The following is a 13,212-nucleotide window of genomic DNA, read 5'->3' as shown; positions in this document are numbered from 1 at the left end:
GTTGCGCGGCGTCGGGCAGCGCCGCGCGCAGGCCGAGGACCTGCTCGGCCCACATCCGGTCGGCGAGCCCGACCGCCGCGACCGGGCCGTCGAGGGCGGCGACGACCAGGGGGTACGGGTCGGTGCCGTCGCCGTGGTCGACGATACGTACGCCGGTCGCCGGCGCTGGGGACGCCTCGGCGGCCGGGCGTTCCAGGCGGGGCACGACGAGGGTCGGCTCGCCCTCGGCGGGCAGCACCAGGCAGGTCAGCCGCTCCCCCGCGTGGGCGTCGTACCCGGTCAGGTACCGCAGGTCCGAGCCGGGGGTGAGCAGCAGGGCGTCCAGGCCGGCGGCGGCAGTGGCGCGCTGCGCGGCGATCAGCCGATCCGGCGGGTACAGCTCGTCGATTCCCACCCCGTCAGCTTAACGGTCGTTTGGGCAAACCCCCTATTGACACCGGCTGACCGGAAATCCATCGATGTTGATTGACTCCGACAGTTAACACTCTTTAAGATTTGGCTGCCTCGAGGCCCCACCCGTCCCTGCGTCCCCGCACCCCCCGCCCGCGACAACCCTGCGCGGGCGGGTGTCGTCCCCCGCCCACGGGAAGGCCCCCGATGTCCTCACCACTGCGCCGCGCCCTCGCCGCCGGCCTACTCGCGCTGGCTACGGCCGGCGCCACCCTCACCGTCATTCCCACCGCCGCGCAGGCCGTGGTGCTGCCGAACAACTTCAAGAGCGTCGGCTACATGCCCTCCTGGGCCGGCAACATCAACACCATCCAGTACAACAAGCTCACCCACATCAACTACGCCTTCATCCTGCCCAACAGCAACGGCACCCTGCAGGGGGTGGACGGCGCTCGGCTCTCCTCGCTGGTCTCGCAGGGGCACGCCAACAACGTCAAGGTCTCCATCGCCGTCGGGGGCTGGAACGACGGCAACGACTCGGCCTTCGAGGCGCTCGCCGCCAACGCCACCAGCCGCACCAACTTCGTCAACAACCTGGTCAACTTCGTCAACCAGTACAACCTCGACGGCGTCGACATGGACTGGGAGTACCCCGACCCGGGCGCCTCGGCCAGCAACTACACGGCGCTCATGACGCAGCTCAGCAGCGCCCTGCACAGTCGCGGCAAGCTGCTCACCGCCGCCGTGGTCTCCGAGGGCGGCAGCGTCGAGGGCGTCCAGACGGCCGTGTTCAACCAGGTCGACTGGCTCAACATCATGGCGTACGACGGCGGCAGCCCGCACGCCAACTACGACTGGTCGATCAACAGCATCAACCTGTGGAAGGCCCGGGGCCTGCCGGCCAGCAAGGCCGTCCTCGGCATCCCGTTCTACAGCCGCCCCGTCTACTACAACTACTCGTACCTGGTCGGACTGGACCCGGCGAACGCCAACCGGGACTGCGCCACCATCGGCGGCAGCCAGCAGTGCTGGAACGGCATTCCGACGGTCAAGCGCAAGACGCAGTGGGCGCTGGCCAACGCCGGGGGCGTGATGAACTGGGAGCTGTCGCAGGACACCAGCGGCTCGACCTCACTGCTCAGTGCCATGTACGACACCATCATGGGCGGCACCACCCCGCCGCCGACCGGTAGAACCGGCCAGATCACCGGGATCGGCGGCAAGTGCGTCGACGTGGCCTCGGCGAGCACCGCCAACGGCACCGCCATCCAGCTCTGGGGCTGCAACGGCACCACCGCGCAGACCTGGACCGTTGCCAGCGACAGCACGCTGCGCGCCCTCGGCAAGTGCGCCGACATCACCAGCGGCTCCACCGCCAACGGCGCGAAGGTCCAGCTGTGGGACTGCAACGGCAGCGGCGCGCAGGTCTGGCAGGCGCAGTCCAACGGCACGCTGCGCAACCCGCAGTCGAACAAGTGCCTCGACGCCACCAACAACAGCTCCGCCGACGGCACGCGGTTGCAGATCTGGGACTGCTTCGCCGGCGCCAACCAGCGGTGGACGCTCCCGGCCTGACGCCGCGCCCACAGGCCCCCGGTCCAGCCGGCTCGTCGGGTCCCCGGTCGACGCGAAGGCGTCAGCCGGGGGCCCCGGCGTGCTCACCGACCAGGGTGAGCATCTCCTGCACCGACGCGGCCGGGTCGGTGACCGGGAACTGCACGGCCCGCACCACCGCCGTCGGGTCGACCAGCAGCGTCAGCCGCTTGAACCGGGTCACCCCACCCGCGCGGAACACCGGCAGCAGCAACCCCGCCCCCAGCCGACCGTCCTCGTCGGACAGCAGCGGAAACGGCAGGTCGGCGTACGCGGCGAAGTCGGCGAGCTGGTCGGGCCGCTGGGTGCTGATGCCGTACACCCGGACGCCCGCGGCCAGGAAGTCCGGATGACGCTTGGCGTAGGTGGTCGACTCCAGGGTGCACCCCCGGGCGCCGGGAATCTCCGCCCAGCCGGGCGGGTAGCCGTGCGTCCCCGGCGCGTACGCCCCGGGGAACAGGTAGAGCACCGTCCACGCGTCCGTCGCGGCCACCGCCACCGGCTGCCCGTCGGCGGCGGGCAGGACGACCTCGGGCAACCGCCGGCCGACCAGGTCGTGCGCACGGCGCGCCTCGGCCGAGCCGGCGTCGGCCGTCGCGGTCACGTCACCGTCCCCCATGAGATGCCTCGTCCCCCAGTCCTGCAGCGCGATCAGCACCGGCAACAGCCCCTCGCCCCTCGCGGTGAGCAGGTAGTCGTACCGGGGTGGGTGTCGTGAGTACGGCCGGCGCTCCAGCACACCGTGCTCGACCAGCGCGGCGAGGCGTTCGGTCAGCGCCCGCCGGCTGACGCCCAACTCGCGTTGCAGCGCGTCGAAGCGGGTCGTCCCGCCGGCGACGTCGCGGACGATGAGGAAGGTCCACCAGTCCCCCAGCACGCCGAGCGCCTGCGCGATACCGCAGTCCGCATCGGCAAGATCCTCTCGCCGCACCAGCTACCTCCAAGGGTTCCGCCCCGACTATAGTCCGTTCCGGATTGGAACGCTGTGCATCGGCGGCCGGCAGCGGTCCGCGTGCCGGTTCTCCTGATCGAACGCCACCGGGAGCCATAGCCTGGGAGCGGGGAGCCACCCGGACTCCCCGACCGGGAGGACCGACGTGGCAGCGAACCAGGCGACCCGCCGTCGCCGCCAACTCTGGGCCGGGGTCCTCGCGCTCGTCGGCCTGGTCCTGCTGATCATCGGCGTCACCGTCGCCGACGGCGTCGCCGCCTGGGTCGAGGTGGTGGTCGCGATCCTGCTGCTGGTGACCAGCTACGTCGTGCAGCACCTGGCCCGGCGGGAGACCGTCTACCGACCCGACGAGCGCCGCTGACACCACCGGCGGCCGGGCGTACGCCAGATCGTCGGACGGTTGTGCCAGGCTGTCCGGCGTGGCACACCGACCCCCGATCCTGCTGATCGACGCAGCCAGCCTCTACTTCCGCGCCTACTTCGGCATCCCGGAGTCCGTCGCCAAGGCCGAGGACGGCACCCCGGTCAACGCGGTGCGCGGCTTCCTCGACATGCTGGCCACCCTGATCCGGGTGCGGGGCGCCGACCGGATGGTCTGCGCACTGGACTACGACTGGCGCCCGGCGTGGCGGGTCGACCTGCTGCCGTCGTACAAGGCGCACCGGGTCGCCCCGCAGGGCGGCGAGCTCGTTCCGGACACCCTCTCCCCGCAGGTGCCGATGATCCTGGAGGTGCTGACCGCGGTGGGCATCACCGCGGTCGGCGCGACCGGCTACGAGGCGGACGACGTGCTCGGCACCCTCTCGGTGACCCAGCCGGGCCCGGTGGAGGTGGTCTCCGGCGACCGGGACCTGTTCCAACTCGTCGACGACTCCCGACCGGTCCGGCTGCTCTACGTCGGGCGCGGTGTCGCCAAGCTCGACGACTGCGACGACGCCGCGGTGCGGGCCCGCTACGGCGTGCCCGCCGACCGGTACGCCGACTTCGCCGCGCTGCGCGGCGACCCGAGTGACGGGCTGCCCGGGGTGGCCGGCGTCGGCGACAAGACCGCCGCCCGGCTGATCGAGCGCTACGGCAGCATCGCCGGCATCCTGGCCGCGCTCGACGACTCCGACTCGTCCTTCGCACCGGGCCTGCGCGCCAAGCTGGCCGCGGCACGCGACTACCTGGGCGTCGCGCCGACGGTGGTCCGGGTCGCCCTGGACGTGCCCCTGCCGGAGCTGCCCACCGCGCTGCCGAGCGCGCCGGCCGACCCGGACCGGCTGCTGGAGCTCGCCCACCGATGGAACCTGGCCGGCTCGGCCCGCCGCCTGGTCGACGCCCTCGCCGCTCCCCGCGGCGGGGAGACTCCGCAGACATCCCCGCAAGCGGGGTAACCACCCCGACGCGACCCGGTCGGGGGACGAGCGGGCGAACGCGCGATCCTGCGCTCGCCCGCTCGTTACCGTCCGATGAGGTGGACCGGACAGGTCCGTCGAGTCGAGCGGTTCTGCAGGAGTAACCCGTGCACCTCGCCGCGCCGGAGCCCGAATCACCACGGGCCAGCGGTCCGCCGGTGCGCGACCCGGAGGGGCCGCGCCGGGTCACCCTCCTCGAACTCTTCTTCGACCTGGTCTACGTGGTCGCTCTGGCGCTCATCTCACGGGGAATGGTCCAGCAGCTCGACTGGCACCGAGCCGCCGAGGCACTGATCATGCTGGCCGCCGTCTGGTGGACGTGGGTGATCACCACGCTGGTCACCGACCTGTACAACCCGGAACGCGCCGAGATCAAGCTGCTGATCAGTGCCGTGATGTTCGGCGCGCTGCTGATGACCACGGCGATCCCGGAGGCGTTCGACGACCGTGGCCTCGTCTTCGCCGGCACCTACGTGGCGATCCACCTGGGGCGCGGGCTGTTCCTGATGCCGGCGGTACGCCGCGAGCCGCAGACCCAGCGTCGGGCGGCACGCATCTTCGTCTGGTTCGCGGTGTCGGCGATCCCGTGGATCATCGGCGCGTTCGTCAGCGACGACGCCCGGCTGCTGTGCTGGGCCATCGCGCTCGCCACCGACTACGTCGGGTTCCGGCTCGCGTACCCGGTGCCCGGGCTCGGGGTGGTACCGGAGCCCCAGCGCAACGTGACGGCGGAGCACCTTTCCGAGCGTTACCAGCAGTTCTTCATCATCGCCCTCGGCGACGCGATCCTGACCATCGGCACCATGTTCAGTGGGCAGCACAGCGAAACGGAGAACATCGGCGCGTTCGCGGTGGCGTTCCTGACCACGCTGCTGCTCTGGCGGATCTACGTGCACAAGTCCGGTCAACTGCTACCGATGGCCATCAAGGGGTCGGGGTCGCCGGGCAAGTTCCTGTTCACCGCGCCGTACACCCATCTGCTGATGGTCGCCGGGGTCGTGACCACGGCCTCCGGGTTCGACCTCGTGCTGCACGAACCGAGCGGACGGACACCACCGGCCTGGGCGGCGGTGATCCTCGGCGGCCCGGCACTGTTCCTGGCCGGACGGGCCTCCTTCGAGTACGAGGTGTTCAGCCGGGTGTCATGGTCCCGCCCCGGCGGGGTGCTGGCACTGCTCACCATCGCGCCCGCCGCGCTGTACCTACCGCCGGTGCTCGCCTCCCTCGGTGCCCTCCTGGTACTGGCCGGCGTGGCGTACGCGGACTTTCGGCGCAGCTACGGCAAGCCGCCGGAGGTCCCCCGCCCACCGCACTGAACCGGCGCCGGCGGGTCAGGGGGCCGTCCCGGCCAACAGCCGGCCGGCGTCCGGCACGTACGGCTCGACACCCAGACCGGTGAGCAGTTGATGCACCGTCGCGGTCGCCGCGGTGAGCACCGGACGCCCGAGGCGGGCCTCCACCTGCGGCACCGCCGCCAACGACGGCAGCTGCACACAGGCGGAGAGGACCACCGCGTCCACGTCGGTCACGTCCAGCCGATCGGCCAGCTCGACCAGGCGCGTCGCGGGGATACGCCCCACCGCCACGTTGTCCGGCTCGCCGAGGCTCACCGCGTCGGTCACCTGCACGCCGTACGCGGCGAGGTAGGTCACGACGGTCGCGGTCAACGGCGGCAGGTACGGCGCGATCAGGGCCACCCGGCGGGCACCCAGCGCCCGCAGCCCGGCGACCAACGCCCCGGCACTGGTCACCACCGGCATGTCATGCCCGGCGCGACCGGCCGCGCGGCCCAACCGCCGCTCGGCCCGCTCGTGCGCGCCGGCGCCCTCGCACATCACCGCCACCAGGCAGGCGTACGCGAGCACGTCGCAGCGGGCGTCGGCCAACTCGGCGGCACACCGCAGGGCGGAGCGGTTCATCCTGGCCAACTCGTCGGGGGTCACCTCGCGCAGCCGTACCCGGCTGGCGTGGGTGGTGAAGCGGACCGTCGGGTCGACGGTCTCGCGTCGACGCAGCATCGCCGGGATCTCGGTTTCCATGGTGGTGTTGGAACTGGGCACGACCAGGCCGATGCGGTAGCCGCTCACACCAGCGCCCCGGCGTACCCCCGGACCTGCAACCGTTGCCGGGCGCTGCCGGCCAGGCGCACCTGCAGGCCGAGCGGCGCGGCGGCGCGGCGGACGTCGTCCAGGTGCAGCGATCCGTGCCGGTCCACGGTGAGCACCGGCGGTTCTTCGAGGTCACCCTCCGGTGCGTGGAACGAGAGCAGGGTGACCGAGGTGGTGAGGTAGCCCGGGTACGCGGCCCGGGCCGCCGCCTCGTCCCGGTGCGCGAGCACCACCAGATCGTCGAGGTGGGCGAAGTCGGCGGCGAGGGCTCCCGCCTTCCAGTGCGCCGGTTCCTCCGCCGCGCCGGTCAGATGCCGGGACCGGTTCGCCGAGGTGATGTAGAGGTGATCGGTTCCGGTGTCGGCGAGCGCCCGCTCGAAGAGGGCATTGGACGGACAGGTCAGGCCCGGCGCGATCACCTGGGTGGTGCGCATCCCCTGGTCGACCTGGGTGAGGTGGTCGGGGAGCCGGTCGGCCGCCGGCCCACGGAAGCCGAACGGCCCGGCCCCGTAGAGGGCGTCCATCAGCGCTCGCACCCGACCGACCGGCAGGCGCGGCGAGATCCGCGTCCAGTCGAACATCCCCGGGATCCGGCCGATCGCGGTGGTGATGCTGCCGACCTGGTGGACCGGTCGCCCCTTGGCCAGGTTGACCCGGCGTACGGTGGCCGCGTCGGGACGCGTGACGATGACGTAGAAGTTGGCGAACGCCGCCGCGACGATCGCGCCGCCAGCCAGCGCGCGGGCCGCGACCGCGACGTCTTCGGGGCGGTCGATGTAGAGGGGCGGTGTCGGGGCGTCCATGAGTCCTCCTCGGCGGGGCCGTGAGGCAGTTCTACGTCCACTCACCCGTGTGACGGCGAGGTCGGTCGCCGATCCGATAGCCGACCGGCACTACGCCGTGCGGGCGGCGGATGCCCCGGCGTACGCAACGGCGGACGGCATCGGCCGGACGGAGGATCCCGCAGGGGTCGCGGCGCGCAACCGTTAGCCGCGCGACCCGATTGGGTACAACGCCTGCACCTCAGATCCACCACATACCCCAGGAGGCAGCGATGCGCGGCACCTCGATTCTCGGAGTCATCGTCGTGATCTGGTTGGTGATCGGCGCCATCGCCGGTGGCCAGCGCGGTTATTACAGCGGCGACGACACCAACTGCGCCGAGGCCGGCACCATCCTGGTCACGATCGTGGCCGGGCCGTTGAACTACATCGGCGCCAACCCGAAGGTCGACTGCAAGCTGCCCGAGCCCTCCAAGTAGGACAGACGCGCGCCGGCCCGTGCCCCTGCGTCAGGGGCACGGGCCGGTGCGCTTCGGTAGGGCTGATCAGGTGTGGTAGACGACCAGGGCGCAACGACCGCTGCCGTCGTCGGGGTGGGCGAAGCCCAGGCAGACCCAGACCTCCGTCCAGCGGTACTGGGTGCCGCCGCTCGACTCCCAACTCAACGAGGCGCCCTGGGAGGTGGAGGTGTCGTCCACGGCGATCGCACCGGTGTACCGCGTCGACCAGTAGACGTACGCGCGGGCGGCGTACCCGTCGGCCTTCCGGTCCTTGACGTAGTTGTAGTCGTACCAGTCGATCCAGGCGTGGCCGGTGCTGTCGATGCAGATGCCTGCCGCCGCGGTGGCTCCCGCTCCACCGGTCGGGCTGGCGACGGTGTTCTCGCCGTGCTTGCAGGTGGTCGCCGCCTGCGCCGGTGACGCGGCGGCGAGGGCTACGCCTCCGCCGAGCACGGCTGCCACGACCACGGCGGCGGCACGGCGGAACAGTCTGTTGGTCATCGGTCAACTCCCTGTCGGCTCTGCCGCGACCTGTCCGGGCGCCGGCACTGATCGATATCCGTCGGGTCCCGCCATTCGTCGGCCAGCGCGAGGTGGACGCCGGTCCGGGGCCTCCGCCCGGCCGTCGTCTGGACGTTCCGGATGCCACGAAGTGTCGTGGCCCGACGCTGGGCCCGGGAAGGGCTGAACCCTGTTCCGAACGGACACCCGGGTTGTCGGCCTGGTCAGTGGTGTGTTCGGACCTGTTCGAGGCGGCTGGGCGTGGACACCGCCACACCCCCTACGGCGTCCTAGGAGGCTGGTTTGCGGGCGGTCGCGGCGTTTGTCGGTGCCGGAGCCGGGAACCGGTCGGGCGTCAGTCGGCGGACGAGGTCGGGAGCGTGGCATGCAGATCGGCTACAAGTTGGCCTCCGAGGGGTACGGCCCGCAGGAGATCATCCGACAGGCCGTCCTGGCCGAGCGGGCCGGCTTCGACTTCGTCGAGATGAGCGACCACTTCCACCCGTGGCTGGACGCACAGGGGCACTCGTCCTTCACCTGGAGTGTGCTCGGCGCCATCGCGGCGAAGACCAGCACCCTGCGCCTGGCCACCGGTGTCACCTGCCCGACCGTCCGCTACCACCCGGCGATCATCGCGCAGGCCGCGGCGACCTTGGCGCTGATCTCCGACGGCCGGTTCACCCTCGGGGTGGGCGCCGGCGAGCGGCTCAACGAACACGTGGTCGGGCAGGGCTTCCCCAGCGTGCGGGGCCGACACGAGCGACTACGCGAGGCGCTGGAGATCATCCGGCTACTCTGGCAGGGCGGCTACCAGTCGTACGAGGGCCGGCACCTGCAACTGGAGGACGCCCGGGTCTTCGACCTGCCGGACACCCTTCCCGTGATCGCGGTGGCGGCCAGCGGTGAGGCGTCGGCGCGGCTCGCCGCCGAGCTGGGCGACGGCCTGTTCGCCACCGAGCCGGACGCGTCGATCGTCGAGCACTACCGCCGCGCCCAGGGTTCGGGCCCGCGCTACGCCGAGGTGCCACTGGCCTGGGCCACCGACGAGCAACAGGCGGTGCAGGCGGTGTTGCAGACGAGCCGGTGGATGGTCACCGGCTGGAAGGTGATGAGCGAGCTGCCGAACCCGGTCAACTTCGACGCGGCCAGCGCGTACGTCGAGGAGAAGCACATCCGGCAACTCTTCGCCATCGGCCCGGACCCGGAGCCGCACGTCGCCAAGGTCCGGTCGTACGTCGAGGCCGGCTTCGACCACATCGTCCTGCAGAACGCCGGCCCCGACCCGGACGGCTTCCTCGACTTCTTCGCCGGCGACCTCGCCGACCGGGTGCGCGCGGTGGGCTGAGGGCGCACCATCCGCTCGCCGACGGGCAGGCCATGAGGCTGGTTTGGAGCATTCACCGCCAGGCCATCACCCGCATGGCCGTCAGCTACACCCAGGGGTACAGCCGGCGCACCCGGCCCACCGGCGATCGGTCGATCGCTCCTGCGGGTCGGGTGCGTTCCGGACCGGTGCCCGCCACCCCGGCGGGCCACCCCACTGATGGTCAGCGGAAACAGTTGGGAACCGGCGCCGTGCTGCCCAGGCAGTTGCTGGGCTCGTTGCCGCTGATCTCGGTCTCGTCATCGACCTTGGCTTGGGCCTTGTCCACGAAGAGGCCGCCCGGTCGCACGTCGGAGACATTGTCGGCCACTCGGCTCTTGAACAGCGAAATCTGGCCCATGGTGACGAAGAGGCCGCCCGCCTTCTTGTCGGCGTCGTTGCGGCTGACGTCGCTGCGGCGCACCAGCAGGTTGGACTTCTCGGAGTAGATCCCACCACCGTCGCCTTCGGACGTGTTGTGCGTGACGGTGCTCTCGTCAAGCGGAAGCAGGCCCTGGAAGGTGGCGATGCCGCCGCCCTTGACCGTGGCGGTGTTGTCGCGGATCGTCATGCCCCGCAGGTAGAGCACCGCGTCCGAGTTGGCGATGCCCCCGCCGACCTCGGCGGTGTTGCCGATCACCCGGACGTCCGAAACCTTGCTGCGCGCTGAGAAGCTGGCGAAGCCCCCGCCCTGCGCCGCCTTGTTGTCGGCGAACGTGCTCCGGTGGACCTCGGCCGCCCCCCGGTAGTTGCCGAGCCCACCGCCGTAGCTGGCGGCGGTGTTCTCGAAGAACTTCGACTTGTCCAGGGTGAGCACGCCACCGTTGAGCAGGCCCCCGCCCTTGCCCTCCTTGCCGATGGCCCGGTTGCCGACGAAGGTGCTGTCGCTGATCACCATGTTGCCGTCGTTGAAGATCCCGCCACCGCCACCCTCGGCGGAGCGGGAGGTGCTTCCAATGATCGTCGTGCGCCGCACGGTGGCGGCGGCGCCATGGACCACGTGGATGCTGCCCCCCTCGGCTGCCGACCGGCCGTTCTTGAGGACGACGTCACTCAGGTCCAGCTCACCACCGTCGCGGACGGTGAAGAACCGGAACTCGTCGGCGTCCGGGGCGCGCCTGATGGTGGCGCCCTCCCCGCGGATGGTGATGGCGTGGTAGATGACGGGCAGGCCCGCCTTGTCGTCCTTCGGATCGCGCGGGGGCGTCTCGGCGTCCCCGGGGTTCTCGGCGGTGTCGGCAGCCTCGCGGGCGTCCCGGATGCCGCCGTCGTAATCGTCGGGTTGCTGGAAGGCCTCGGTGAGGGTGTAGGTGCACTTGCGCGCGAGGCGAAGCTCGCCGCCACCCTCGGCGTTGGCACGGACGAGCGCCGCGATGAGGCGGTCGGAGTCGCAGGGCACCGTCACCCGGTCGGATGCCGCAGCCGCCACGCCGGTCAGACCCGTCGTCGCGACCACCATGCCGCCAGCCACCAGACCACCGGTTAAGAACCACCGGGACCGCCGCCTGGGCCGCGCTGGGCGCCAACTCGCTCGGTACGTGAACATAGAACTTCCCTGCCCCTCGTGCATCTGAACACGGCCGCGTCGAAACAGGCGCGGGGTGGCTAACGTCCCTAGCGCCACCGAAATGACGATACGACGGTCAAATGTGACAAGGCAGGCGAACGTGAATAACCTTGCGATTCCGCTTGGGCACCCCAGCCGTCTCCAACCCGGTACAGCAGGGTCGAATGCCCACGAAACACCGGATCGGGGCCGCTCCGGTGTCGGGGGCCGGCCCGGCCCCATGGCGGCCACGTCGGGTGCCGGGCTCACCCGCCGACGTGGATGCCGGGCCGACGCAGCGGGTCCCGCTCGGTCCGGCGGATGATCTCCCGCACCACCGGCGGGGTGTCCCCCCGACCGAGGATGAGGTAGCGCGCCAGGTGGGCGATCGGGCTCCCCTCCGACCACTCGAAGTGCGCGTGCGGCCGGACCCCGGTGGCGTCCCGCAGGGCCAGCAGGATCGCGGCGATCGCGTTGGGCGCGGCCGGGCTGTTGGCCCGCAGCACCCGGAAGCCGCCCACCTCGATCCCGTGCACCCGCAGCACCTGACTGAACTCCGACGGATCGACCACCTCGATCTCGAGGAACAACACGTCCGCGGCCCCGGGCACCGGATTCATGCCGCGCTGCGCCCGCTCCTTGAGCGTGTACTCCTTCACCGACCCCTTCTGCCGCTTGTTCGCGATCAGGTGCAGCTGCCCGTCGTGCGCCAGCGACTCGGTGATGAACCGACGGGCCGCCTCGTCGAACTCGATCCGCTCGGCGCGCAGCTCGGTGGTCCGGGTGACCCGGGAGACCAACGAGACCACGATGATGCCGAGGATGAACAGGGCGGAGATGGTGATCCCGTCCGGCTGTTCGATGACGTTCTCCAGCAGCGCGTACAGCAGCACCAGGGTCAGCACGGTGAAGCCGATCGCCGAGCCACGCCGGTGGTGACGGGCCGCGGAGATCGTCACCGCCACCGCCCCGGAGACCATCATCGCCAGGATCCCGGTGGCGTACGCCCCGGCCTGGGCGTTGACGTCGGCGCGGAAGGCGATCGTGATGGCGACGCTGACCACGGTGTAGACGATCACCACGGGGCGTACCGCCCGTGCCCACTCCGGTGCCATGCCGTACGACGGCAGGTAGCGCGGCACGATGTTGATCAACCCGGCCATCGCCGAGGCGCCGGCGAACCAGAGGATGAGCACACTGCTCACGTCGTAGACGCTGCCGAACACCTCACCCAGGTAGGTGTGCGCCAGGAACGCCAGCGCCCGCCCGTTGGCCCCGCCGCCCGGCCGGAACTCCTCCTCCGGAATGAGCGCCGTGGTCACGAAGGTCGTCGAGATCAGGTACACCGACATGATCAGCGCGGCGGTGGTGAGCAGCCGCCGCGTGTTGCGGATCCGGGCGGCGAGCCGGGCCTGCTTGTCCGGGCCGTCGGCCGCGACCAGGGGCATCATGCTGACCCCCGTCTCGAACCCGGACAACCCCAGCACCAGCAGCGGGAACGCCAACACGGCGGTGAGCAGCACGTGGCCCGGCCCGCCGCCGGTCGAGGTCACCGCGGCCGTCCAGTTCGACACGATGCCCGGGTCCTCGACGATCCGGGCCACTGCGACCACGACGATCACCGCGTTGAGCACCAGGAAGACCGCGACCAGCGGGATGGCCACCACCACCGCCTCGCGGAACCCGAGCAGGAACACCCCGCCGAGGATGAGCAGCAGCACCACCGTCACCACGACCGGCACCAGGGACCCGTGCAGGGCGTCCGGCAGGTACGGGTTCTCCAACAGGTGCACGGTGGCGTCGGCCGAGGAGAGGGTGATCGTGATGATCCAGGAGGTGGCCACGAAGCCGAGCAGCACGAGGACGAAGATCTTGCCCCGCCAGAACGGCAGCAACCGCTCCAACATCGCCACCGAACCCTGACCGTGCGGGCTCTCATGGGCCACCCGCCGGTACATCGGCAGCATGCCGAACAGGGTGAGCACGACGATCAACAGGGTCGCCAGCGGGGAGAGCGCACCGGCCGCCACCACCGCGATGCCCGGCAGGTACGACAGCGTGGAGAAGTAGTCCACCCCGG

General features: G+C 71.1%; 13 protein-coding genes. 6 read left to right on the top strand and 7 right to left on the bottom strand.

Annotation, left to right across the window (positions count from 1 at the left end):
- The coding region (locus PSH25_RS04710) for an aminopeptidase P family N-terminal domain-containing protein (RefSeq protein WP_238657835.1) at positions 1-394 on the bottom strand (394 nt) is incomplete at its 3' end.
- Positions 395-597: 203 nt separating this feature from the next.
- Here PSH25_RS04710 and PSH25_RS04705 point away from each other — a divergent pair.
- Complete coding sequence (locus tag PSH25_RS04705) at positions 598-1,965, top strand: glycosyl hydrolase family 18 protein (RefSeq protein ID WP_238657834.1); 1,368 nt, start codon at positions 598-600, stop codon at positions 1,963-1,965.
- A gap of 61 nt (positions 1,966-2,026) precedes the next feature.
- Here the strand turns inward: PSH25_RS04705 and PSH25_RS04700 are convergent, their stop codons facing one another.
- Positions 2,027-2,914, bottom strand: coding sequence for a winged helix-turn-helix transcriptional regulator (locus PSH25_RS04700; protein WP_238657833.1), 888 nt, complete (start codon positions 2,912-2,914; stop codon positions 2,027-2,029).
- Positions 2,915-3,080: 166 nt separating this feature from the next.
- Here PSH25_RS04700 and PSH25_RS04695 point away from each other — a divergent pair, with 166 nt between their 5' ends.
- The 3 genes from PSH25_RS04695 to PSH25_RS04685 all read left to right on the top strand — a co-directional run bounded on the left by PSH25_RS04695 (position 3,081) and on the right by PSH25_RS04685 (position 5,648).
- Entirely contained in the window at positions 3,081-3,296 is a 216-nt protein-coding gene (locus tag PSH25_RS04695) for a hypothetical protein (protein WP_238657832.1), read from the top strand.
- A 58-nt stretch (positions 3,297-3,354) separates the two neighbouring features.
- Positions 3,355-4,311 (top strand): 5'-3' exonuclease, encoded by a 957-nt coding sequence (locus tag PSH25_RS04690; RefSeq protein WP_238657831.1) that lies wholly within the window; start codon positions 3,355-3,357, stop codon positions 4,309-4,311.
- Between the two features lie 128 nt (positions 4,312-4,439).
- Positions 4,440-5,648: a low temperature requirement protein A gene (locus PSH25_RS04685; protein WP_238657830.1), complete on the top strand. Its 1,209-nt coding sequence runs from the start codon at positions 4,440-4,442 to the stop codon at positions 5,646-5,648.
- Between the two features lie 15 nt (positions 5,649-5,663).
- On the opposite strand, the gene PSH25_RS04680 is transcribed toward PSH25_RS04685, so the two are convergent.
- Together PSH25_RS04680 and PSH25_RS04675 are read right to left on the bottom strand one after the other, a co-directional pair.
- Positions 5,664-6,419 (bottom strand): maleate cis-trans isomerase family protein, encoded by a 756-nt coding sequence (locus PSH25_RS04680; RefSeq protein ID WP_238657829.1) that lies wholly within the window; start codon positions 6,417-6,419, stop codon positions 5,664-5,666.
- Positions 6,416-7,243 (bottom strand): hypothetical protein, encoded by an 828-nt coding sequence (locus PSH25_RS04675; protein WP_238657828.1) that lies wholly within the window; start codon positions 7,241-7,243, stop codon positions 6,416-6,418. The genes PSH25_RS04680 and PSH25_RS04675 overlap by 4 nt, the downstream gene beginning before the upstream one ends.
- 251 nt (positions 7,244-7,494) lie before the next feature.
- Between PSH25_RS04675 and PSH25_RS04670 the strand changes: the two genes are divergently transcribed.
- Positions 7,495-7,701, top strand: coding sequence for a hypothetical protein (locus PSH25_RS04670; protein WP_007460667.1), 207 nt, complete (start codon positions 7,495-7,497; stop codon positions 7,699-7,701).
- Between the two features lie 66 nt (positions 7,702-7,767).
- On the opposite strand, the gene PSH25_RS04665 is transcribed toward PSH25_RS04670, so the two are convergent.
- The gene (locus tag PSH25_RS04665; RefSeq protein WP_238657827.1) at positions 7,768-8,223 is read right to left on the bottom strand and encodes a hypothetical protein; all 456 of its coding nucleotides are present in this window, start codon (positions 8,221-8,223) and stop codon (positions 7,768-7,770) included.
- Between the two features lie 385 nt (positions 8,224-8,608).
- Here PSH25_RS04665 and PSH25_RS04660 point away from each other — a divergent pair, with 385 nt between their 5' ends.
- Positions 8,609-9,568: a TIGR03557 family F420-dependent LLM class oxidoreductase gene (locus PSH25_RS04660; RefSeq protein ID WP_238657826.1), complete on the top strand. Its 960-nt coding sequence runs from the start codon at positions 8,609-8,611 to the stop codon at positions 9,566-9,568.
- Between the two features lie 202 nt (positions 9,569-9,770).
- Here PSH25_RS04660 and PSH25_RS04655 read toward each other — a convergent pair whose 3' ends face one another.
- Both PSH25_RS04655 and PSH25_RS04650 read right to left on the bottom strand, forming a co-directional pair.
- A complete protein-coding gene (locus PSH25_RS04655; protein WP_238657825.1) occupies positions 9,771-11,132 on the bottom strand; it encodes a right-handed parallel beta-helix repeat-containing protein in 1,362 nt (453 codons plus the stop codon).
- Positions 11,133-11,398: 266 nt separating this feature from the next.
- Positions 11,399-13,212, bottom strand: a 1,814-nt coding sequence (locus PSH25_RS04650) for an amino acid transporter (RefSeq protein ID WP_238657824.1), incomplete at its 5' end; no start/stop codon positions are given.

Origin of the sequence: Micromonospora foliorum (genome assembly GCF_022229015.1) — a bacterium.
Lineage (GTDB): Bacteria > Actinomycetota > Actinomycetes > Mycobacteriales > Micromonosporaceae > Micromonospora > Micromonospora foliorum.
Note: the sequence above shows the minus strand (reverse complement) of the source record. Positions and strands in the feature narration are given on the sequence as shown.